The sequence below is a fragment of the Paenibacillus sp. CFBP 13594 genome, from assembly GCF_014842675.1.
Classification (GTDB): Bacteria; Bacillota; Bacilli; order Paenibacillales; family Paenibacillaceae; genus Paenibacillus; species Paenibacillus amylolyticus_B.
This window is the reverse complement of record NZ_JACYVQ010000001.1, coordinates 1541246-1566353: the sequence shown is the minus strand read 5'-3', so window position 1 is coordinate 1566353 and position 25108 is coordinate 1541246. Positions and strand designations below refer to the sequence as shown.

The following is a 25108-nucleotide window of genomic DNA, read 5'->3' as shown; positions in this document are numbered from 1 at the left end:
TTCAACTCCTGAAATTTTGGGTATTAAGCAGATACTGTTGTTTTAAAACTGACTATATTTTATAGAACATCTGATATCAGTAAAAATTTAGTTTTCGACAAACTTTACATGGAGTCTATGCCAAAAGGAGAACTTACAATGCAGGTTCAAAAGGTCGATCATCATGAATTGTTCGAGCAGATCTACAACCAAGCACCTATTGGAATTGCACTCGTTGCTCCAACAGGACAATGGATGAAAGTGAATCCTGCTTTTTGCTGTTTGCTAGGTTATACAAGTGATGAATTAATGGATCTCACGTATCAGGATATTACACATCCGGATGATTCACCGCAAGATATGATCTGTAGTTACGAGTTATTTGAAGGTAAAATAAAAGAAAATCAATACGAAAAGCGTTACATCAATAAAAATGGTGACATCTTATGGACGTCATTGCATGTTACATTAGTTCGTAGCGAAATTACGGATGAACCTATTTACTTTATTTGCCATATTGTTGATATTACTGACCGCAAAATGTCTGAACAAAAGCTTCTGCATAGTGAAGAGATGTTCAAACTTATTACAGATCATGCTCAGGAGATCATCTATATTGCCGATCAGGAGGGTGTTTGTCGATTCTGCTCACCCTCCGTTCAAGGTTTACTGGGTTATTCGCCAGAACAAGTAATTGGCCAAAATAATGATGCATATTTTCATCCACAAGATCTGGAACGGATTTCACAGATGGACTTGACCAAGGGTAATCTGTTGAATACTAGGGTCCGTCATAAAGATGGGCATTATCTGTGGTTTGAAACCACATACAAGGTCTTTGGTGATGCTGAGCATGGAATGCAGATTTTTTCAATTGGACGAGATGTATCCGAACGAAAAAAACATAAAGACATCAGTGCAGAGGCTGAACGCATCGCCTTAATTGGCAGTTGGGAATGGGATATGGTCAATGACCAGATCGCTCTTTCAGATCAGATTTTTGAGATTCTTGAATTCGAACGTACACGAAAATCATATCGTGCAAGTGATATAGCTAATGTGATTAATCCCGCGGATAAAGCCTCCTTATACGAACAAATGGAATGGGTAAAACAAGGGAAAGCGCTAGATTTCGAGTACAAGCACATTAGCACGAATGGAAGTGAGAAGTATCTTCACTTACGCGGGTTAGTTACGCTCGATGAGAATGGTCAGCCAGTCCAGCTAAACGGAACACTACAGGATATTACTGAACGCAAACGTATCGAATTTAAATTGCAGGAATCTGTGGAGCGATACACTTCGCTTAAGAAATACAATCATGACGCCATTATCTCGTTTAACATGGATGGTAATATTATGAATGCGAATCCAGTAGCGGTGAAAATGACGGGCTGTCCCGTGGCTGAAATGATCGGCACAAGCATAAGCAGATTTATCGGAGCTGTTAATCTGGGTCTGATTCTGGGCAGTAATTATGAGATGGCTGAGAAGGAGATCAACGTTGTTCGGCACACGGATGGCTTTGAGACAGAAGTCTTGGCTACACTTGCTCCAATCATTGTTAATAAATCCAATGTCGGGTTTTACCTGATTGCGAAGGATATTACAGAGCAGAAAAAACTGCTTGTAGCCAAAGAGACAGCGGAGAGAATGAATAAGGCCAAAAGTGAATTTTTGGCGATGATGAGTCATGAAATCCGTACACCTATGAACGGTGTAATTGGGATGACGGATTTGCTCTTGGATACTCCTGGACTTAGCGGGGAACAAAAGGAATATATTGAAATCATTCAGAAGAGTGGAGATTCCTTGCTGGCCATCATTAATGATATTCTTGATTTTTCCAAAATCGAGTCAGGCAAAACCGATCTGGTCGAAGATCCTTTTGATTCCGTAGAAATCGTGACCGAGACGGTGCAAATCGTAAAACCACTGGCTCGTGAAAAGAAGCTGGATGTTCGTATGTGCGTAGAAGACGCTATTCCAACTCCAGTGTATGGTGATGCTTATCGTCTTAAACAGGTACTTACCAATATCATTGGCAACGCGGTCAAATTCACTTCAGAAGGCGGCGTGGAAGTTAAAGTGGGTGTTAAGGAGCAGCAGGGCAATACCGTGCAGCTTTATTTTCAGGTAAAGGATTCGGGCATTGGGATTCCCGCTGAGAGGAAACAACAATTATTTGAACCTTTCTACCAACTGGAGAATTTTATGACCCGCAAACCCCAAGGTACGGGTCTTGGCCTTGCCATTAGCAAGAAACTGGTAGAGCTTATGCATGGAAATATCTGGATTGAGGAGTCGGATGAACCGGGTACAATATTTATATTTACTGCCCAATTCAAATTAAATAACGGTGAAGAGAGCAACAGGTTAGATCAACAGCAGAAGAAGAGCAGAACTTCAGCCTTGCGAATATTAATCGCAGAAGACAATGAGGTGAATAAGCTCGTCCTTAGCAGAATTGTTGAGAAAAAAGGGCACTTCGTGGATCATGTGGTGGATGGTGTTGAGGCAGTCGAGGCGGTCAAACACAATTCATATGATATTGTCTTCATGGATGTGCATATGCCAAGGCTTAATGGATTTGAAGCGACAAAATTGATTAAAAATTCTTTGCCCCCCGAGAGTTGTCCATACATTATTGCGGTAACTGCAAATGCCGTAAGAGGAGACATGGAGAACTGTTTGAAGGCAGGCATGGATGCGTATGTCAGCAAACCGATTAAAATCGAGTCCATTATGCAGGTATTGGAGACCTATTACACCAAATATAATCTCTAAGTGCACTCAAAATGGATCGGCAATAGAGCCGTTAGCTTATCGTAAATAGGCTAGCGGCTTTTTTGCCGATCCATGATTTTGTTCAGCCCTGTATCCCACAGATGCGTCTGTGCACATATATCCCTAAGGATTTTTGATCCACAATTGGGAGATGTCCATATATCCGAATTCTGCTATCTGCATGCCGAAGATGCTCTGATCCAGTTCAGCCTGCTTGTTCATGTGACAGCCATGCAAGATCCAGCAGTGTTCACGTAGCAAGCCTTCAGCTTCATCCAGGAGCGCTGTGCGGTCTGCCCGATGAAGCGTTGCGAAATGATCCAGTTTGTCATCCAGTTGAGACTGGAATACAGGGGACATACACATATGAAAATGATTGGACAGGTTTTTGAAAAAATGAATCATGCCGTACTGCCAATCTTCCTCCAGTATCTCTTCAGCCAAGATCAATTGGGCGTTCGTGGTTTCCTCTGAGTTGAAATAATCCACAACGGCGTGCATGCTGATGTTCATTCCGATGGACTGCGCACGACATTGGAACCACTCCGCAACGTCTGCGTCCTTATTATGCTTATACGATAAAGTTATCGTCTCACCCCGGTACCCACAGCTATGCAGCAATTCACGAGCATGGTCAAGAGAAACGGCTGTCCAGTCTTGGGCTGCACTTCTCCAGGGAAGGAAGCTGCTGGCTGGTGTGATCCGATTGCCACCGAGATCTCTGACAAGCGCGACCGGATCATAGACGATACGCAGGGCTTGTCGAAATAGGGGATGATGATGGATGCCTTCCTTGTGAAAATTAAACAGCATATACTGACAACCCAGCGCCGGATAATTGATGCTGTTGGTCTGTTCACAGCCTGTTGTGAGACTCAATCGATCAGTACCTGGTAGCTCATAATAGCGATCATTCGGACTCAGGTCAGTCACAAACCAGAAATGAACTTGATCCAGATGTGGCCGGATGCCGTAATAGGCATCAAATGCGGTAAGTTCCAACACATCTTCATTCAGCTCAGAGATCTGAAAAGGACCGGTACCTATTAAGGTATTGGCTACATTGTAATCGTAGGGCAGGATTGTCATTCGAATACAACTGAACAGATGCAAGAAGAACCGATTAGGACGACGAAGAACAAACTTGATACAGTAATCGCCAGCTACTTCCGCACGTTCGATATCCCGGTACAACCAGATGGACGGACTATTCACATCTATCAATCGTTGCAACGTCGCTTGGACATCCCGGGACGTCATGACACGACCGTTGTGAAAACGTACACCTTTCCTGAGATAGAAGGTCCACAATCGATGGTCCTCACTACACTCCCACATATGAGCCAATGCTGGCCGGAATGATTCCATCTTGGCATTATAAGTGATCAACGTATTACAGACCTGGCTCAGCAGATAGGTTTCAAATGCAGTATAAACAAAGGCTGGGTCCAGATCACCTAACTGGCGAGACCTCATAATGCGCAGGATATCCTGACCTGAGGAAGTTTCCTCGTGGCTGTGAAATCCCATCTGTTGATGGAGGGAGAGCATGAGCTGTTCTCGCAGTGAATCATGCATCTGAATGGTTCCGATGAGTTCAATGGCATCTTTCATTTTGCCTTTAGCGAGAAGTTCGGTAAAACTGGCTTCCAGCGCATCATTCATGCTACGCAGTAACGTTAACTCCGAATGGTGCCCACGACCACGCCCGGGTTGCCAGTGGATGAAGCCTTGCTCCTCCAATTTTCTAATGATGAACTTCACATTACGAGGGGTGCAGCACAAGGCAGCGGACAGGCTATCAATTGTTACCGCTACAGGTTCATGGAGCTTGAACGAAAGTTGTTCGGCCCCGGCGAGCCTTATAAAGTGTGTATGTAGGGTATCCATGTGCATAACTCCTCTATTAAAGGTGAAAAGTGTGATCATATGTTTACACTTTTACTTCCCCCTTTTATCCTTACAATTATACATTAGTAGAAGTTGTTCAAAAAGTCCGCTTAGGAAGCATCTAGAATGAATAGGAGAAGTTCGCATGAAGCAATATTTGAGGCAAATTCACCCCTTGGCATGGACCATCATTATCGGAACCATGTTTGGACGTCTTGTCACGTCAATGAGTATCCCGTTTCTTTCCATCTATCTGACACGTGTACTAGAGGCTACACCGACCCAGACCGGTATTACTGTGGCCGTTAGCTCGCTGGCAGGTGTAATGGTCAGCTTTTATGGCGGTTATAATTCGGACCGGATCGGTCGCAAAATCGTGATGTTAATCTCGGTATTTAGCTGGGCAGGTGTTTTTTTCATTTTTTCAGCAGCAGAGCATCTATGGGTGTTCTTTGTTGCCAATACGTTAAACGGATTATGCCGCGCAGTATTTGAGCCCACCTCCAGAGCGCTGTTATCGGATATTACTTCTCCGGAGAACAAATTGCTGGTGTTTAACCTCAGATATGCTGCAATTAATCTCGGTGTAGTCTTTGGGCCAATTATCGGATTTCAGCTGGGATCATCTGAATCAACGTTTCCGTTTGTGATTTCCGGATTGGTATACATAGCCTATGGACTTGTATTATTTCTGCAATTCAAGTTACAGCATGCCAATCTGCCAGAGCGTCATCAGGCAACTGCACCACGTTTGCGTGAAGCACTTATGACCACCGGTCGCGACCGGGTATTTCTGCCGGTATTGATCGGTACCACATTCTGTGTTCTGGGCTACGGACACTTTAGTTCTACGTTGGCACAGTACTTGGCAAGGAGTCCGATCTTTGAGAATGGAAGCCAGATGTTCTCGTACATGCTTTCCCTGAATGCCGTGACGGTACTGATTATTCAGTATCCTCTTGTGCGAACATTCCGAAACTTTCCACCGCTGGTTCCTCTGATTGTAGGTAACCTGCTGGTCGCAACCAGTCTGATGATGGTCGGAATCGCTGAAGGTGTACTCATGATGATGATGAGTGTCATACTATTTACCATTGGGGAAGTGCTGTTGTTCACCATGATGGATATGCTCATTGACCGGATTGCGAAGCCGGAATGGAAAGGAACGTATTTCGGTACCATCGGCTTCAATAATATCGGTAGTGTCATTGCTCCTGTCATGGGAGGGGTGTTGTTAAGTCAATTTGGAGCGGAGAATGGGCTCGCTGTCTTTCTACCGATTGCGCTGACGACTGCTCTGGGAGTACCTTTTCTTCTGATCGCACATAGACGTCTTGTTGTTAGAGAGAAGCAAACAGAGTCCACATCATTGAGTATGTAGCAGGAATTGAAAGATTAATGCCATGAATTAAATAACAATTCAGTTAAAATTATCTTGACGGATGTTAGTCCAGCGAATACAATAAACAACAAATATGTGAAACGGGTGGGATGATGATTATGTTTATGCCTATACAGATTTCGAATCGATAACTGAATACGCATGAGCATAGTGACATTAATCCAATTTTTTTGCAATGATCGCGTTGGGACAGTCATGTTTGTGCACCTCTGTCGTGGACGCTCATCATTATTGCGATGCAGAGGAGATACGGGAAATGCTTTGCATTTCATTCGATCTCTTTTGGCTACAAGCTGTAGATGAACATTAGTTCATCTATGGCTTTTTTGCATGCATTTCACCCAATTTGTTCACATGGAAAGGAGCGTTTGGAGCGTTATTTTATAAAAAACTAACTTGTTAAAAAGGAGAATGTACAATGGTCAACATAGGTTCTACATATCAATTATGGGCGGGAAATACCGATTTTAATGTCTTTATGTATGACTCATCCTAGTGATCGCAAATTTGCTATCGTTAAGATCATCAATAAATATGAATAGGCAAGAACAATTAAATAAACCGATAAAGAGGTGGGACCTGTGCCCAAAACAGAGAAAGGCTCCATGTCATGGCTGCTGCGTTATCTGAAACCCGTTAAAGGACGGCTGGCCTTACTTTTAATCATGTTGCTCACATCAACGGGGCTTCAGCTTTTGAATCCACAGATTATTAAACGATTTATTGATACAGCAGCAAGTGGGGGAGTCCTCACCAATCTTGTTCAGCTTGCAGGAATATTTCTGGTTGTAGCCGTGTTTAATCAACTCATTACGGTAGCGGTCAGTTATTTGGGGAACGACGTGGCCTGGCGGGCCACGAATCAACTGCGCGGAGATCTGCTGAAGCACTGCCTGCGTCTTGATATGCGTTTTCATAATGTGAAAACACCTGGAGAGATGATTGAACGTGTGGATGGTGACGTAACGAGCATCTCCAATTTTTTCGCGATGTTCATTGTGCAAGTGATCGGGAGTTTTGTGCTGCTGGCCGGAATTCTCGGATTCATGTTCAGTGTCAATGTGCCCATTGCTTTGGTGATGACCGTGTTCACATTATTATCGATCCTGTTCATGGTCTTCATCCGAAATCTGGGCGTGGACTCTTCCAAAAATGAACGGGCGGCAAGTGCCTCTCTGTTCGGATTAATTGAAGAACGCATCGCCGGGATTGAAGATGTGCAAGCGAATGGTCATGTGCCGTATGTGATGAACCGCTTTTACCGCACGATGCGCACGGTATTCCGTAAGGGGAGAAAAGCCTGGCTGCTACGGGTTATTCCGTGGAATACCACAGTGGTTCTGTTCGCTCTGGCGGTCACTGCGGTGCTTTTGCTGGGTGTGCATTATTATATGGAAGGTCTAATTAGTATCGGAACGTTATTTCTGATCTACCAATATACGCAGATGCTGAATGATCCGATTGAGATGCTTGGAGATCAGGTGCAGGAGTTCCAAAAAGCAAAATCAGGCATGCTGCGCTCCAGAGAGCTGTTGTCCATGCAGAGTGTGATTGAAGAGGGGATAGAGGAGCAATTGCCTGAAGGACCGCTTGGATTGGAATTCAATCAGGTACATTTCAGCTATAACCAGGATAAACCGGTATTGCAGGACATTAATTTTGCCATTAAACCTGGAGAACGTCTGGGAATCATCGGTCGCACAGGTAGCGGCAAATCGAGTCTTAGTCGTGTTCTACTCCGCCTGTACAATCTGGATCGGGGGACGATCCGTGTAGGTGGAACGGATATCACAAAGCTTTCATTACAAGCGCTCTATCGCCGAGTGGGCATGGTGACACAGGATGTGCAGTTGTTTGATGGCACGCTGCGTGACAATCTGACCCTGTTCAATGGGGATGTATCCGATCAGATGATCAAGGAAACGACGGATCGCCTTGGGCTTAGCCAATGGATTAATTCACAACCAGAAGGACTCGATACGTATCTGGCAGCAGGTGGAGCTTCATTGTCGGCAGGGGAAGCACAGTTATTTGCCTTAACCCGCGTATTCCTGACCGAACCAAGTCTGGTTATTCTAGATGAGCCTTCGTCACGTCTGGATGCTGCGACTGAAAGCATGCTGCAATCTGCAATTGACCAGTTAATGAAACAATCCACCGGAGTTATTATTGCTCACCGATTAGCTACACTCGAGAAAGTGGACCGGATTATGGTGCTCGGAGATGGCAAGATACTAGAATTTGGAGCGAGAGAAGAACTTGCTAGTAACCCGGCATCTCATTATGCCAGACTGCTCATTACAGGCCGAGAGGAGGAATTGGCATGACTGTAGCAGGATTTATAGGCCGTTTGTTTCGATTCAGGCCTTTGTTATTTGTAATCAACGGATTGTTATGGTGTATATTTCACTCCTTGCCGCTAGCCATTGGTATTGGAATGCAATGGTTTTTTGATCGCACAACAGTGGGGTCAAATGACTACATGTGGCTTGCTGTGCCGCTTATCTTTATTGCTTTGGTCCGAATGGCACGGGTGGGTACATTTTTTGTAGCCTTCTATGCATGGGTTACGTATCTGTATCATGTTCAGGCGATTTTACGAACCAACATGCTCGCAGCGATCATGCGCTGGCCTGGACGTAATCTTCCGGCTTCACCAGGGGAGGCGATGAGTCGCTTTCGGGATGATGTCGATGAAGTCGTCGAGTATGTAGAATCATGGGTGGACTTCTGGGGACGACTTGTATTCGCTATTGTGTCCATCGTCATTATGGCGAACATTAATTGGCAGATCACAATGGTTGCCGTGCTGCCATTGGTGGTCGTGACCTTACTCAACAACCTGTCCGGAAATCGGGCTCGAAAGTATGCACAGGTTAATCGTGAAGCGACTGGGCGAATTACCAGTTTTATTGCGGAAACGTTTGGAGCAGTGCAAGCCCTGAAACTGGGTCAGGCCGAAGAGAATGTCTCTTCACGTTTTAACCAGTTGAATGAGGATCGTCGTCAGGCTGCACTCCGGGACAATCTGTTTAAGCAGTGGATGAGATCGATGAATCAGCATGTTCTAAGTATCTGTACCGGATTGATTCTACTGATGTGTGCAGCTGAGATGAAAGCAGGGAACTTTACCGTAGGTGATTTTGCCTTATTCACCAGCTATCTGGCCAATATCGGATTTAGCATTTCACTGTTTGGTTATATGGTGTTTCAGCACAAAAGGCTCAAGGTATCCTATGATCGTATGCGTAAGCTATTCCGTCCAGGGGAAGAAGATCAGATCATGGATTCGAGGGAAATCTATCTGTATGAAGATCCGCCGGAGCTTGTAAGTGAACAGAGGGACCCTAAGGAGAAGTTGCAATCTCTTGAGGTGAATAAGCTGACTTATCAATATCCGAATTCTGTAAATGGCATAGAAGAAATCAGTTTCCGTCTGAAACGTGGACAATTTCTTGTTATTACGGGACGGATCGGGTCAGGTAAATCAACGCTTGTACGCACACTTCTTGGACTGTTACCCAAGCAAAAAGGGGACATTCACTGGAATGGAGCAGCTGTTGATCCAGCAACGTTCCTGATGCCGCCTAGAGCAGCGTATACCCCGCAAGTGCCAAGACTGTTTAGTGATACGTTGAAAGAAAATATCGTCCAGGGCAAACAGGGTAACTCCGAGCAAGCCCTTGAAAAAGCCATTCGTCTGGCTGTGATGGAGAAGGATATCAAACATCTGGATCAGGGGCTTGAGACCCCGGTTGGTCCCAGAGGGGTGATGCTGTCAGGCGGGCAGATTCAGCGCGCGGCCACAGGACGCATGTTAATGACGGAGGCGGACCTGTTTATCTTTGATGACCTGTCCAGTGCACTGGATGTGGAGACAGAACAACAAGTATGGGAAGGGCTGTTCCAAGAGCCGGATGTCACCTGCATCGCAGTTTCTCACCGCAGGGCAGCACTTTCCAAAGCAGATCACATTATCGTGATGAAAGATGGACGCATTGAAGCCGAGGGAAGTTTGGCCGAATTGCTTGCCACCAATGAAGAGATGCAGTTACTGTGGCAAGGGGAGCAAACCCCAGCCAAAGTCGGATAGCTTTAAAAATTTAGAAAAGATAATAACAAAGCAAAAAAGCCTTACAGACGACTCCTTGGTAGAGTACAGTCTGTAAGGCTTTTATCGTTATAACGAGTGGTAAGATGGAATATTTTTATCTCATCATTTGAGCAATCAAGGAATACGCAATGATGACCAGGAAGATAATAGTGATATGGTTAATGGAGAAGATAAACATCCGTTTGGACCATTTCTCTGTTTCTTTCTTATCAAAGGTAGCCACACTGAGAATGAGCCAGGCCAAGCTAACCAGAAATGCCACAATAGCGACAAATGGACTCATCGGCCAGAATAAAAAGCTGGAGATCAGTAACAGTACCAGATACACATTTGTCTGAATGTATGTCCGTCTGATGCCTTTAACAACGGGTAGCATGGGAACACCAGCAGCTTTGTATTCGTCAAAACGACGAATCGCAATCCCGTAGAAGTGAGGCATTTGCCATAAGAGCATCGTAACAACCAATGCCCAGATCTCGAAATGACCCAGTTCCGGTGAAATGGCTGCCCAACCGATGAGTGGAGGCACAGCACCCGAAAGACTTCCCACTTCCGTGTTGTAGATCGTTGTACGTTTGGTCCACATCGTGTAAGGGAACACGTAAAGCAACAGACCCAAAATACCAAATACAGCAGCGGATGGGGAAGCGATGTACAACATGATGCCCCCGATGATGGTGATGGCAATACCGAGAATCAGACCCGACTTGGTATCTACGCGACCCGTAACGGTAGGGCGTTTCTTCGTACGTTCCATGATCGCATCAATATCACGATCATACAAGTTGTTAAACACCCCTGCAGCTCCAATAATGAGAGAAGATCCAATAAAGGAAAGGATGATTGGTACAATATTAGCTAAGATTGAAGCATCAAATACATATAAAGCCAAACTTAAACCCGCAAACATGGCGATCAGGTTGGACTTGATGATTCCGATTTTAATCGTATCGAAGAATACTTTCGGAATCGAGCTATACTCCAGGCTGATATTGGTCTGTGAACCATTATTCAATGTTTTCAAGAACTCACTTCCTATATCTATACTTGTATATTATGTCGCTATTATACCATTCAATACACTATGTGATTTAATTAACGTTTTAGTATTTAAAATAATGTCATTTGATTGTGAACAATTTAAAAACAAGGTTGTTTTTAATTGTTAAATAATTATTTCTGTGTTACAGGAGAGAATCCAAAAATCCAGGTATAAAAGTGATTTAAAGTTTGTTCTGTCATTGTAGTGTAAGTGTAAATAATCTTTTATTCAACTCACACAGGCTGGATTGAAGAAGGTAGTTAAAGATGTATGTTGCAAAATAGTTAGGTTTTGTTTATTGTGGATATAAGATATCTTTAATAGTCTTGTTTTGATGTGTTCTTGTAAATCTCCGATATTACTTTCTTAAGAGAGAGCGGAGGTTATTTTTAAAACTTAATTAGAGATATTAAATGTCTGGAAAGGGTGATTAATATGAATCAACTCTTGGATGTACTTATTATTGGTGGAGGACCAGCGGGGCTTAATGCAGCCCTAGTACTCGGCAGGGCCCGTAAGAACGTTGTGGTCATCGATGATGAGACACCGCGAAACTGGGTAACAAGGGAGACGCATGGGTTTGTGACAAGAGATGGGGCTAGTCCACGTGAATTCCGCAAAGCAGCCAAAGAACAGATTGCAGCGTATCCCTCAGTTCAATTTGCATCCGATACGGCAACAGCGATAACAGGTAACGATGGTGATTTTGTAATCAAGACTACTCAGGGGGCAAGTTATCGCACGAGAAAGATTTTGTTTGCGGTAGGTAAGAAAGACCTTCCTTTGGATATTAACGGATTAACAGAGGTTTACGGTAAAAGTGCGTTTGTGTGTCCATATTGTGATGGATGGGAGTTAAGAGACCAATCGCTGGTCATCATCGTTAGTGGAGATAAGGCATTACATATGGCAAAAGTCATATCCGGCTGGACAACACAATATACGATCTGTACGAATGGATCAGATTCCTTAACCGATGAGCAGCGTGAAGAGCTGAAGCGGCATAATGTTACTGTATTCGATGCACCGATTCAATCCATTAACTCTGAAGAAGGGATGGTACAGCAAGTTGTACTAAATGACGGTATAGCGATTCCATGCACAGGAGTCTTCTTCCAACCAAAACTGTTTACCGGATCAGAACTGCCAAAGGCCATCGGTTGTGAAATTACAGAGTCGGGGACGGTTATCGTTGATGCTTCCGGCAAAACATCCGTAGCGGGTGTTTACAGTGCTGGTGATGCAGCATCCGAGATGTATCAGGCAATCACGGCTGCGTCTCTGGGGGCATTGTCTGCGGTAAGCATTAATAATGAATTGAATTTCGAGAAGTGGGATGAGCCAACTCATCGTTAGATTAAATTAATAAGCGTCATAGAATCATAGCGTCATTGGTTCATACAGTAGGGGATTGCATATGCAATCCTCTATTTGTTGTTATTCAACCTAAATGTTGAATAATTCAAATGAAAGTAATACAGCTAGAAGAAAATTTGATATTAATTTAAAATTGGTTTATTGTATTATCAAATGATACAATTATCTATCATTTATAAAATCATTAAAGGAGAGATCACTTATGAATGAAAGCAGAACAGCTATCATATGGCTAACGAATACCTTGCTCCACGGCGTACAGTTAAGAGGTGATCATCATGAGTGATGCAACTTACATTCCACAGCCCAAAATGTATGGACCACTTGGCAATTTGCCTTTGATAGATAAAGATAAACCAACGCTGTCGCTAGGTGTCCTGGCTGAACAGCATGGACCAATATATCGACTTACCGTTCCCGGTTATTCCGGTTTAATCGTATCTGGACCAGATCTTGTTGCTGAGTTATGTGATGTGTCCCGTTTTGACAAATATGTATACAATGAACTCGAAAATGTACGTGCCTTTGGAGGCGATGGTTTATTTACAAGCAGAACATCGGAGCCCAATTGGAAAAAGGCCCATAACATTCTGCTTCCCACCTTCAGCAAACAGGCCATGAAAGGTTATCATCCCATGATGGTTGATATTGCCGAACAGTTGATCAACAAATGGGCACGTCTCAATTCCAACGATACGATTGATGTTGCGGATGATATGACACGCCTTACGTTGGATACCATTGGATTATGTGGATTCAATTATCGGTTTAACAGTTTTTACAGACAGGACCACAGTCCTTTTATTGAAAGTATGGTTAGGGCATTAAATGAAGCGATGCAGAAGAGCTCACGTTTGAAAATTCAGAATCTGCTTATGGTGAAAACCAAACGACAGTTCCAGGACGATATTCAGACGATGTTCTCTCTGGTAGATCAAATTATAGAGGAACGTAAAGCGAGTTCAGCACCCGAAGAGGTTGACTTGCTCGCTCGTATGCTGAATGGCAAAGATCCAGAGACTGGAGATATGCTGGATGATGAGAACATCCGTTATCAGATTATTACTTTTCTTATTGCCGGACATGAAACCACGAGTGGTCTATTATCTTTTGCTCTTTACTTTCTACTGAAAAATCCGGAATCGCTTCAAAAGGCGTATGACGAGGTGGATCAGATATTGGTCAGTGAATCACCACAGTACGAGGAAATTCTTCAGCTTTCCTATATTCGCATGATTCTCAGTGAATCGTTACGTCTCTGGCCAACCGCCCCGGGATTTGACGTATATGCCAAAGAAGACACCGTCATAGGTGGCAAATATCCCTTGAAGAAAGGGGAAAGCTGCAGTATTCTCCTGCCTCAGCTACACCGTGATAGAGAGGCATGGGGAGAGGATGCGGAGCTTTTCCGTCCAGAGCGATTTGAAGATACGGCGAAAGTGCCTCATCATGCGTATAAACCTTTTGGTAATGGGGAGAGAGCGTGTATCGGCATGCAGTTTGCTTTATATGAAGCAACACTTGTGCTTGGCATGGTCCTCAAACATTTTGACCTGATCGATTATAGCAACTATGAGTTGGATGTTAAACAGACACTAACGTTGAAGCCGGGAGACTTCCAGATCCAGGTGAAAGAGCGCAAGGTGTCACAAAAGATGAATAAGTCTACCGTATCCGTGGAAGAAAAACCTGCTCCTGTTGTTCATAAAAATATAACAAGTGACAGCCAGAGGGGAGAAATTCTGGCCGTTGAAACAGATGGTAACCCTTTGCTCCTGGTGTTATATGGTTCCAATCTGGGAACGGCAGAAGGCATTGCCCGAGAGCTCGTGGAGAAAGGCCGTTCTTATGGAATCCCAAGTGAAGCAGCCACTCTGAATGAGTGGGTTGGCCGCATACCTCGCCAAGGTGTCGTTCTCATCGTCACTGCTTCGTATAACGGTAAACCTCCGCAAAATGCTACGGCATTTGTAGACTGGTTGAAGGGAGCAGAGTCAGAGGAAACAAGGGATGTAAACTATGCAGTTCTGGGCTGTGGAGATCGGAGTTGGTCTGGAACGTACCAGAGCATTCCTCGATTGATAGATGAGAAGCTTGAAGAATTGGGGGGGAAAAGACTGTTATCCCGCGGTGAAGCCGATGCCGGAGGTGATATGGAGAAACAACTCGAGGCGTGGCAGCATATGTTGTGGCCTCAGGTGTTGAATGCTTTGGGGATCAACGCGGAAGTCGTGAAGCCCTCCATATCAAGCACAAGCAGACTTCAAATGGAGATTGTCCGTGAGAAAACGGATATGCCACTTACACGAACTTATGGTGCCAGCTATGCCACGGTGGTAGTCAATAAAGAGCTTCAGGCGCCGGGAAGTGGGAGAAGCACACGCCACATCGAGGTGTTACTGCCTGACGGTACGAGTTATAGAGAGGGCGACCATCTCGGCGTGTTGCCTAGCAACCCGAAGCAGAATGTGGATCGGATACTCAGTCGGTTCAGACTAAATGGGGATATTCAGATCCAATTAACTTCGGACGTCAGCCATCTTACACACCTACCACTAAACAGACCCGTCAAGATTCATAGGCTGCTCGCTCATTGTGTGGAATTGCAGACACCAGTTTCCAGAACACAGTTGCAGGAGTTAGCTAATCATACGGTATGTCCACCTCATAAGCGTGAACTGGAAGGCATGTTGGATGAAAACAGCTACAAGGATTATATTCTTGCCAATCGAATCACGATGTTGGACCTGCTAGAAAAGTATGAGGCGTGTGAGCTGCCATTCGAAAGGTTCCTTGAACTATTGCCTCCGCTTAAGCCCAGATATTATTCAATATCCAGCTCGCCAAGCCTGAATACCGAGCAAGCGAGCATAACGGTATCGGTAGTAAGAGAGCCTGCATGGAGTGGAAAGGGCATATACCTTGGCGTTGCTTCATCGTACCTTGCCGGTTGTCCATCCGGAGAACGTATTCTGATGTTTGTACGTACGCCGGAATCCGAATTTCATCTGTCCGAAGAGGTTGATGTTCCAATGATCATGGTGGGACCGGGGACGGGGGTTGCACCGTTCAGAGGTTTCCTCCAGTCGAGAGCGGTCATGAAACAGAGAGGTATGCCACTGAGTGAGGCGCATTTGTTCTTTGGGTGCAGGAATGATTCAGACTTCATCTATCGTCAGGAGCTAGAACAATACGAACGAGAAGGCATTGTTAAGTTACACACTGCTTTTTCTCGTGCGGATGGCAAGCCCAAAACGTATGTACAGCATCTGATGAAGGAGGATTCCGAACAGTTGATTCACATGCTGATGAACAAAGGAAAACTCTACGTATGCGGGGATGGAAGCCAGATGGCTCCTGCGGTAGAAGAGGCTTTACAGCAATCATATCAGGAGGTGCAGGGAGCAACGATGCAGCAAGCGAAAAACTGGCTTATTCAGCTTCAGGTGGAAGGACGCTACGTGCAAGACGTGTGGGCATGTAATAAACGAACAAGTGTGGGTTATCAGAATCTATCTATTAAAACTTAAATATGAAAGAAAGATGATGAAAAAGAAACGTATGGTAGTCTTCTGACTGTCGTAGCATGTTTCACGCTTGCGATATTCCGATGACAGCAAGTTATAAAGTTGATCCATATCGGGGACAACTCACACTACAATCCGTTGATGGTCAGACAGGTTATACATGGACCGTGACCTACGGAGGTTATGTAACCTATTAATTAATAATGGAATAATGCTCTACTCATCCAAAAACAGCCGTTCGATCTGGAGTTCCACATCCAAATCGGCGGCTGTTTTGATTAGGAGCTTTGTAAGAACGAGTAATGATTTTTATCTGGAATCCTGAACCGTTGCCGTACTGTTGTTGGCGCTCAGGGCGGAAATCGGATCGAAAGGGGGACCTGTTATTGTACCTACGAGCAGTGCAATATCCACCGCATTGACCGGGCTGCCCCATGAATTCCCAGAGAAGACCATGACGGCCCGGTCATTAACAAATCCTCGGGTATTATAAACAACATTGCTAATAACTTCTCCAGTCGTATTAGGGTTAAAGTAGGCTGGCTGACGTAAGGAATAAAAAATATTATTTTGTACAAGCAAGCCAGTCATATTTCCAGTCTGGGTCACGAGACCACGATTGACAACCCAACCTGAAGAAGGGCCAGCTTGAGGAGGACCGAATATCGTATTATTTATTACGGTATGATTGGTTCCGCCTAATTGAATAAATTCAACAGCATAAGGGTTATCACTAGTGATCGTTAATCCGTCTACAGTTACTCCGCTTCCAATGATAGTGAAAGGGATAACAGCAGCTTGTAACAGGATGATTGTACTAGGATAGCCTTTTAGAGTTATTCCTGCTTTATTAATGGTAATGTTCGCAGTGATTGGGTATGTGCCACCAAGAATATGAACGGTTCCTGTTGGAGATACCGCGGTTACACCTTGTTGAATCGTTCCAAAAGGACTGGCCTGTGTTCCATTTCCGCCCACCGCGCCTTGTAAAACATATACATTAAAGGGATCGGGCAGTACAGTACCCGTCGCCCCCGTTGCACCCGTGGTGCCAGTAACACCTGTCGCTCCAGCGAGGCCAGTTGCTCCAGTGGCACCTGTATTGCCTGTAGCCCCCGTTGCACCTGTAGCTCCGGTAGGGCCCTCCGGACCGCCAGAGGGTCCAGTGTCACCCGTGGGACCTGTAGTTCCTGTCGCGCCCGTGGCTCCGGTGAGTCCAGTGGATCCGGTAATGCCCGTTGCCCCGGTAGGACCTGTCGCACCAGTGTCACCCGTGGGACCTGTAGTTCCTGTCGCGCCTGTGATTCCGGTAAGTCCAGTGGATCCGGTAATGCCTGTAGCCCCTGTAGGACCTGTCACGCCAGTGTCACCCGTGGCACCTGTAGTCCCAGTTACTCCAGTGATGCCTGTAGCTCCTGTAAATCCTGTAATGCCCGTGACTCCTGTATCGCCTGTAGAGCCGGTAATACCTGTAGCTCCGGTAGGACCTGTACTCCCGGTAGGACCTGTCACGCCCGTGGCACCCGTCGTGCCCGTATTGCCACTGGCACCTATCGCGCCTGTAAGACCCGTGGCGCCTGTTGTCCCGGTAGCTCCGGTGGAGCCAGTGACTCCTGTAACGCCTGTAGCTCCTGTAGCCCCGGTAGCTCCATTAAAATTCTCACTGCCAAATAATTCGGAATAAACGAGTCGGTGAGCAGCAACCAAAGAGCCGGCAGTGTTTTTCCCCCAAAAAGAAACCAAAATGTCCTCAGGGGTTGCTCCTGTAACGGTAATAACGTATTCGAAACTGTTAAGATCAGCAAAATAAGTTCGTGTAGCTACTGCACCGGGTAAGATTGTGAATTGCTCACTTACATATAGAGCTCTGTTTGTAATTAATGAATATCCCTGGACAAGTATAGTTGCGGCGTTTACGACACTCTGATTTTCAACTTTAATGGAAACAATCTGAGTTGGCCTTACCCCATTCACGGGGCTATTATCAATAGGGCCAGTTAGCAGGATTGCCAAGTTTCTCACTCCTTTTCTCAAAAATCGAAACTAAGTGTGATTCAGCATTGATGTATGTGTATTCGAAGACAGGGAAAAGTTCCCTACTTTCTCAGAATGAAATGTATAAAAGGTAATAATTAAAAAAAGAGGATGTTATGATGCCTCTCATATGAAAATGCTTTCAAATTAAAAGTGAAATATTATGATTGACAGCACCGATCTGAGCGGGTTTAATTATATAGACCGATTGTTATAATTATTTGAAGGAAGTGGCTTTCGTTGAGTGAAAAGTCTAATGCTAGAGAGTCCATTGTCAGCACAGCAGCGAGACTGTTTTTTTCACAAGGATATCATGCGACCGGTCTGAATCAGATCATCAAAGAGAGTAGTACGCCGAAAGGGTCGTTGTATCATTATTTCCCGCAAGGCAAGGAAGAGCTCGCGCACGAGTGTATTCAAAAAGCCAATGAACAAATCTTGCAGACATTTGAGAAAACATTTGCAGCCCACGACAATACGGGGGATGCCATTCAGAGATTTATTCATGATTTGGCTCATGAAACAGAAGCAGCAGGGTTTACCGGATTTCTCCCATTCAGCTTCTGGGCAGCTGTGGAGACTTCGTGTATTAGCCAGCAGTTACGTATTGCATGTCAGGGTGTATTTGCAGATTGGCAGGATGTCATTAAGAAACATCTGATTCTGGATGGCGTTGGTGAAGAGAAGGCGCGGGAGACGGCACTTCTGATCATTTCTTTGATGGAGGGAGCACTGATTATCAGCCTGACAAATCAAGATAAACAGCCTCTGCTGACGGCTGCTGAGTATTTGTCGGTTGTGACGAAGAACGCCAAACAGATTCAATAAGTTATAGCAAGAGACAGAGAAAAAGAAAGTTTGATACGTTTGAGGAGGATGGGATCGTGGAGGTTTCCATGAAGGCTGATTCTGCACAGGATCAACAAGAAACGAAGCAATACAAGGTATTTCCGATTTTGTTCGCAATGCTGCTGAGCGGCTTTATAGGTCTGTTTGGTGAAACGGCATTAAACGTGGCTTTGACACCACTTATGGGTCTGCTTGAAGTTGGACCTACAACGATTCAATGGTTAACCACAGGTTACTTGCTTGTGTTGGGAATCCTGGTGCCGGTATCCGGTATGCTGTTGCAATGGTTTACAACCAGACAGCTGTTCACAACGTCCCTGATTTTCTCCATTGCAGGAACATTTGTTGCTGCACTTGCACCTAGTTTCGAAATTCTGTTGGTGGCACGGGTACTACAGGCGATAGGTACAGCGCTATTGTTGCCACTGATGTTTAACACCATATTGGTTATTTTCCCGATTGAAAAACGTGGAGCGGCCATGGGATTGATTGGTTTGGTTATCATGTTTGCACCAGCAAGCGGTCCGAGTATCTCCGGTCTGATTCTGGCTAATCTGAGCTGGCACTGGATCTTCTGGATCTCCTTGCCGTTCTTCCTGATCTCACTGGTATGCGGCTTGTTGTTCTTGCCGAATATTTCGAAATTGACCAAGCCCAAAATTGACGTACTGTCCATTATCCTTTCTACCCTTGGTTTTGGTGGTATCGTATACGGCTTCAGTAGTGCAGGGGGACACGGGGAAACTGGCGGAGGCTGGACGAGTCCGGTCGTTGTTGCCACTCTCGTTATTGGTGTGTTGTCCTTACTGTTATTCAGTATCCGTCAGTTGAGAATGAAACAGCCAATGATGGATTTGCGAGCGTTCAAATATCCGATGTTTACGATTGGCTTGATCCTGATATTCATCTGTATGATGATGATGCTGTCATCCATGCTGATCCTGCCAATGTATCTGCAACAAGGTATGGCCGTTACAGCGTTAACTGCCGGACTGGTTCTATTGCCGGGTAGTTTGCTAAATGGTTTACTGTCTCCGGTCATGGGCCGACTGTTTGACAAATTCGGTCCGAAGTGGCTTGTGATTATTGGTCTGGCTGTCGTGACGGTTGTACTCTTCATGTACACTGGGATTACACCAACAACGACACTGGCCAAAATTATTACGCTGCATGTGTTCATGATGGTCGGAATCTCGATGATTATGATGCCTGCACAGACGAATGGTCTGAACCAATTGCCACGTGAGTATTATCCTCACGGTACTGCCATCATGAATACGTTGCAACAGGTATCCGGAGCAATCGGTACGGCTGTTGCGGTAAGTATACTGAGCGCAGGACAATCCCGCTTTTTGAGCGGAGTGGCGAATCCGGAAAGTCCAGAAAATCAACTGGCAGGTTTCACGTCAGGTGTACAGAATGCGTTTGTATTCGCATTGGTTCTGTCGATTATCGGTCTGATTACTTCACTCTTCGTGAAACGGGTCAAAGTAGGATCAACGCCAGGACAACAAGGTCCTATGCATTAATCCATTCACTAACAATAATAATTAAATATTATATAAGAGCGATGTGTCCCTTAACTCTAAGGACGCATCGCTTTTTTGCATATGTATTCTATCTTTTTTGGTGTTGACGTGAAACGGGTTACAGGCTTTAGAGTAAAAATGTAGCCGGAATACGGCGGTTCAAAGAATGAATTTCAGAGCAAATACTTCATGTTCCGGCAAAATTGTATATGTTCATACTAATATAAAAGGGTAATATAGAATGTATTAGGACAATTTTTAACCAATTCGAAAACGGTTTATATTTTATTTTTACTCAAGGAGACATCGTTATGATCATCATCAATCCCATTGGCAATAACATTGAAAAGATGCTGTTGCACTACGAAAAAAATGGCCATCTCACTCTACAGGCTTCGCTTATTAGTAATAGCTCGGTTGTATATAGATTGCAAGACTATTGTCTCAAGGTATATGCTTCACGTGCAAGATTGGATGGGGAGATGGAAAGTGAAGCACTTAGGGCATTGCAGAGTAATTCTTATGCACCTACATTGTATGCGTATTCACCAGGTGAGTACACCCTGACAGAGTGGATTGAAGCATACAAGCTGAAAGAGTACCGTGTGACATATGGACACATTCCTCCCAACTTGATATACGATATGTTTACGACGGAACTTCAGCAGATTCATGCTGGATATTGGGACTGGGATGTCATCCGATATGAGAATTTGCTCTGGACCAAGACAGGTGATGTGAAGAGAACGAACTTTTGGTTGTGTGAGCCTGTAAACTCCAGACGTGAGAGCTTATATAACCAAGTTATACGAAGAATTGATAACATCTACAATGGCGATCGAACCGAAATGGAGGCGATGCAGCAGTACTTTTACCGTCACCGGCTCACCTCATCTGAAATTGAACAAGCCTTCAGCGATTTCCGGTCTCAACGGCCAAGACTGGCGAAAGCACAATAAATCTCATACTTAAAACCCCAAAGATATTAGAGAATCTTTGGGGTTTCTTTCATGATATAACATAGTCCTACTTTAGTAGAGTGTACGTTACTTCTTCACCAGGGCCAATATTTCATCGGCAACGAGGTCAGGATGATATTGATGGATGTAATGGTCGGTATCTTTGATGGTTACCTGTTTCGAATCATCTGACCAAGATTTGAATTCTACTTGTGTTTTATCCCATTCGGGCTCACTTGCACCAAAGTAATCAGCCGTCAGTATGGTGAGTGGAAACGGTAAGGTTTGCTTGTGATCTACAACCACTTTGCCATTTTCAGCTATTTCACGTAATTCATCCAACGTGTTTGCATTGCCATAGTTGTGCAACAGCGCAGTTGTATCCAATTTTTTCAGATCGTCGGGTACAAGTTTCAGTTCATTACGATTGGCATTGGATGTTTCCACAACCAAGTCAGATTGCATGGAGAGGCGGAATAGTCCGGTTTGGATACGGAATTTATTCGCAAAACCACCAATTGTGTCTGCCAAAGAGTCATCGTCATTCGAATAATATTCGGGGCTTCCGCCATCAATCATGACGATACCCTTGACGAGATCCGGGTATTTTTGTGCGAAACGGATGGTTTCCAGCGAGCCGAGCGAATGCCCAACTAATACATAAGGTGGCTTCTGTCCAGATACCTGCAACAACTCGTGTAATTCTTCAGCTATGGTATCGACATCACGTTTCTTATCGGTCTGATCACTATATCCATAGCCAAATCGGTCATATACAGCGAATTTTGTGTTGGGAGCAAGCTTTTCATATAATGGATAATAATCTACATAGGGATTAGCGGTACCCCAGCCAGAGGCGAGTACGACAGTTACATCGCCTTCTCCACCAGTATATAGATGCATATTGTCTCCATGTACTTTGTAGAGTTTTCCAGGGGGGACGAGTATTTTGGCATCTTGCCTTAAACCCACTTGTTGGTAGATCACGCCTGTACCCAGAAGCAACAGAATTACCGCGAGGTCAAATATCAAAAACTTAACTAATCTTTTACGCCATTTCTTCATGTTCTCTCACATACTCTCCATGTATTTTCTCTATCATATATGCCCAATCTTATAGGAGAGAAAACAGAGTCTTAATTCTATCTTAATTAGCCGAAAATTGAATATCACCGGCCAATGAATTAATATATAGCTACGATATGAATAGTTCTCATCCAAATATTGAACCTAGATTGATTATATAGAACAGAAGGTATGTATAATGACAAAATACGAAAATCAGCTCCCGACATCAGCCGGCATGAACTTCAAGTCCCTGATCAGTATATTGAGAGATTCCATGCGTGGCAATGTAGAGCGGAGGCCATCTGGCACGATGCCTATGGAGATATGTGAACCCGCTGAAATCTTTAGTGCATCCGATAATCCACAGGTTACATGGTTCGGACATTCGGCTTTTTTACTCGAAATTGAAGGGCACAGGTTGCTCTTTGATCCGATGCTGGGCAATCGTCCATCCCCCGTGTCTTGGGTGGGTACCAAACGTTACAGCACCAATCTACCAATTCAACCGAAGGATTTCCCAACGCTGGATGCAATTATTATATCGCATGACCATTATGATCATCTGGATTATGACTCCATTCGCAGATTAAAGGATAAAACAAAGCGATTTATCGTGCCGCTTGGCGTCCGTCGTCGGCTGATTCAACTGGGTGTGCCTTCGGAACAGATTACCGAGCACAACTGGTGGGATGAGTTATCGTTCAAAGGTCTAACATTGGCTTGCACGCCAGCAAGACATTTCTCGGGCAGAGGATTATTCGACCGTAATTCTACCTTATGGTGTTCGTGGGTTATCGCTGGACAACATACCAAGGTGTTCTTTAGTGGGGACAGCGGATACGGTCCTCATTTCAAGGAAATTGGCAGTAAATACGGTCCATTTGACCTGACCTTGATGGAATGTGGGCAATATGACGAGCGTTGGTCCAACATTCACATGATGCCGGAAGAAACGGTACAAGCACATTTGGATGTAGGAGGTAAGTTGCTCATCCCGATTCATTGGGCCGCATTTACGCTGGCCTATCATGCTTGGAATGAACCGGTCGAGCGGATTACCAAAGCTGCACATACTATGAATGTTAAGATTGCAACACCTAAAATTGGCGAGAAGGTTGTACTTCATACGGAGGATTATCCTACACATCCATGGTGGAGACCGGGGTTAGGGTAAAATTAAAAGCGTTCAGCTCATTCAATGAGTGGACGCTTTTTCTTGTTGCATTTTACATCAGGATCGATAGGGCACTGTAGATTAACATTATACCCATCACGATATTAACTGGACGTTCGTATCGCAATAGAAAGCTCTGGAATAACATGCCACCGAACGCCCAGGTCATATTGGCGCTAATCCCGATAAAGGTGAGAAGCAGGGAAAATACGATGAGTTGAACATGGGATTGCCCAAGAGGCAGAACAAAAACGGATATGGCCGTAAGTCCATACAGAATGACTTTGGGATTAATGAATTGCAGGGTGAACCCAAATAGAAATGAATAATGATTCACTGTGTTTTCTTCCGTATCTGCAGGTTTGCTTCGCATAATTTTGATTGCCAGGTAAAGCATGTACCCACATCCCAACAGGTTCAAAACGGGTGTGATCTTGGGGATATATTGATGAAGAATAAGGTTGAAATAACTGGACAGAAACATAATAAGCAGGCAGCCGGCTGCAACTCCACTAATAAACGGAAGGGTCTTGCGGAAACCCTTATTTCTTGCATGCGTCATGGAAATGATATTGTTGGGTCCGGGTGTAAATGAAGCAATGATTGCATAGGTCACTAAAGGTATAATGTTCATGGTTCCTCCACGTTTTCTTAGTTGTGTGATATAATGAACTGAAATGTACGTTACAGCGTACGGTCTTTATAATTGTACAATATGTGCGTTATAAAGCACAACATAAATATAAAATGAGGAGGATGGATTTTGAAAAACATTAATAGTATTCTTGCTCAGAACCTGAAACAGCTTAGGGAACAAAGAAAACTTAGTCTGGACAAGGTCGCCGAAATGACTGGTATTAGCAAGACCATGCTTGGTCAGATTGAACGTGGTGAATCCAATCCATCCATTGCAACTGTATGGAAGATTGCTAATGGCCTGAAAACCTCCTTCACTGCTTTGATCCACGAGCCGAAGTCAGATACTACCGTTGTTACGGGGGATGATATTCAAGTATTGATGGAGGATGAGGGAAAGGTTCGGATTTATCCGCATTTTCCTTTTGAAGAGGGGCGTCGTTTTGAAATATATATGATGGAGATGGATCTTAAGTCTGAGTTGAATGCTGAACCGCATATCGAAGGTGCGGAAGAATTTATTACGGTCTTTGAAGGTGAAGTTACGATTCGAGTAGGGGCGGAAGATTATACGGTGAGTTCAGGGGAGTCGATCCGTTTTGGAGCGGACAAGCCTCACGCCTATGTTAACTCCGGTGCTAAGACAAACAAATTAAACATGGTCATTCATTATTCGAAGTGACATAAAGCAGCCTGATGTAATGAACTGCAACACCGCTGTTAGTCGTCTCTAACAAATGG

At 44.5% G+C, this 25108-nt stretch carries 16 protein-coding genes; 11 read left to right on the top strand and 5 right to left on the bottom strand.

Annotation, left to right across the window (positions count from 1 at the left end; translation table 11 throughout):
- Positions 1-138 precede the first annotated feature (138 nt).
- On the top strand, positions 139-2766 hold the full coding sequence (locus IFU39_RS06910; protein ID WP_181155389.1) for a PAS domain S-box protein: 2628 nt from the start codon (positions 139-141) through the stop codon (positions 2764-2766).
- Positions 2767-2889: 123 nt separating this feature from the next.
- On the opposite strand, the gene IFU39_RS06905 is transcribed toward IFU39_RS06910, so the two are convergent.
- Positions 2890-4656: an ABC transporter substrate-binding protein gene (locus IFU39_RS06905; RefSeq protein WP_192131799.1), complete on the bottom strand. Its 1767-nt coding sequence runs from the start codon at positions 4654-4656 to the stop codon at positions 2890-2892.
- Positions 4657-4801: 145 nt separating this feature from the next.
- Here IFU39_RS06905 and IFU39_RS06900 point away from each other — a divergent pair, with 145 nt between their 5' ends.
- From IFU39_RS06900 to IFU39_RS06890, 3 genes are all read left to right on the top strand, one after another.
- Complete coding sequence (locus IFU39_RS06900) at positions 4802-6037, top strand: MDR family MFS transporter (RefSeq protein ID WP_192131797.1); 1236 nt, start codon at positions 4802-4804, stop codon at positions 6035-6037.
- Between the two features lie 602 nt (positions 6038-6639).
- A complete protein-coding gene (locus tag IFU39_RS06895; RefSeq protein WP_192131795.1) occupies positions 6640-8385 on the top strand; it encodes an ABC transporter transmembrane domain-containing protein in 1746 nt (581 codons plus the stop codon).
- A complete protein-coding gene (locus IFU39_RS06890; RefSeq protein ID WP_192131793.1) occupies positions 8382-10151 on the top strand; it encodes an ABC transporter ATP-binding protein in 1770 nt (589 codons plus the stop codon). Before IFU39_RS06895 ends, IFU39_RS06890 begins: the two co-directional genes overlap by 4 nt.
- A 115-nt stretch (positions 10152-10266) precedes the next feature.
- Here IFU39_RS06890 and cyoE read toward each other — a convergent pair whose 3' ends face one another.
- Positions 10267-11196, bottom strand: a complete 930-nt coding sequence (gene cyoE / locus IFU39_RS06885) for a heme o synthase (RefSeq protein WP_036608378.1) — start codon at positions 11194-11196, stop codon at positions 10267-10269.
- A 453-nt stretch (positions 11197-11649) separates the two neighbouring features.
- Here cyoE and IFU39_RS06880 point away from each other — a divergent pair, with 453 nt between their 5' ends.
- Positions 11650-12570 carry an NAD(P)/FAD-dependent oxidoreductase gene (locus IFU39_RS06880; protein WP_192131791.1) on the top strand — a complete coding sequence of 307 codons (921 nt, stop codon included), beginning with the start codon at positions 11650-11652 and terminating at the stop codon, positions 12568-12570.
- A gap of 299 nt (positions 12571-12869) precedes the next feature.
- On the top strand, positions 12870-16121 hold the full coding sequence (locus IFU39_RS06875) for a bifunctional cytochrome P450/NADPH--P450 reductase (RefSeq protein ID WP_192131788.1): 3252 nt from the start codon (positions 12870-12872) through the stop codon (positions 16119-16121).
- 306 nt (positions 16122-16427) lie between these two features.
- On the opposite strand, the gene IFU39_RS06865 is transcribed toward IFU39_RS06875, so the two are convergent.
- A complete protein-coding gene (locus tag IFU39_RS06865; RefSeq protein WP_342345643.1) occupies positions 16428-18140 on the bottom strand; it encodes a collagen-like triple helix repeat-containing protein in 1713 nt (570 codons plus the stop codon).
- Between the two features lie 252 nt (positions 18141-18392).
- On the opposite strand from IFU39_RS06865, the gene IFU39_RS06860 reads away from it, so the two are divergent.
- The 3 genes from IFU39_RS06860 to IFU39_RS06850 all read left to right on the top strand — a co-directional run bounded on the left by IFU39_RS06860 (position 18393) and on the right by IFU39_RS06850 (position 21489).
- The gene (locus IFU39_RS06860) at positions 18393-18980 is read left to right on the top strand and encodes a TetR/AcrR family transcriptional regulator (protein WP_074094904.1); all 588 of its coding nucleotides are present in this window, start codon (positions 18393-18395) and stop codon (positions 18978-18980) included.
- Positions 18981-19048: 68 nt separating this feature from the next.
- Positions 19049-20530, top strand: a complete 1482-nt coding sequence (locus tag IFU39_RS06855) for a DHA2 family efflux MFS transporter permease subunit (RefSeq protein ID WP_105599128.1) — start codon at positions 19049-19051, stop codon at positions 20528-20530.
- 311 nt (positions 20531-20841) lie between these two features.
- A complete protein-coding gene (locus IFU39_RS06850; protein WP_091016643.1) occupies positions 20842-21489 on the top strand; it encodes a hypothetical protein in 648 nt (215 codons plus the stop codon).
- Positions 21490-21576: 87 nt separating this feature from the next.
- Here IFU39_RS06850 and IFU39_RS06845 read toward each other — a convergent pair whose 3' ends face one another.
- Entirely contained in the window at positions 21577-22554 is a 978-nt protein-coding gene (locus tag IFU39_RS06845; protein ID WP_091016641.1) for an alpha/beta fold hydrolase, read from the bottom strand.
- 199 nt (positions 22555-22753) lie between these two features.
- Here IFU39_RS06845 and IFU39_RS06840 point away from each other — a divergent pair, with 199 nt between their 5' ends.
- A complete protein-coding gene (locus IFU39_RS06840; RefSeq protein WP_105598571.1) occupies positions 22754-23731 on the top strand; it encodes an MBL fold metallo-hydrolase in 978 nt (325 codons plus the stop codon).
- A 52-nt stretch (positions 23732-23783) separates the two neighbouring features.
- On the opposite strand, the gene IFU39_RS06835 is transcribed toward IFU39_RS06840, so the two are convergent.
- Complete coding sequence (locus IFU39_RS06835; RefSeq protein WP_105598572.1) at positions 23784-24365, bottom strand: LysE family transporter; 582 nt, start codon at positions 24363-24365, stop codon at positions 23784-23786.
- A gap of 129 nt (positions 24366-24494) precedes the next feature.
- Between IFU39_RS06835 and IFU39_RS06830 the strand changes: the two genes are divergently transcribed.
- On the top strand, positions 24495-25049 hold the full coding sequence (locus IFU39_RS06830; protein WP_105598573.1) for a helix-turn-helix domain-containing protein: 555 nt from the start codon (positions 24495-24497) through the stop codon (positions 25047-25049).
- Positions 25050-25108: the final 59 nt, after the last annotated feature.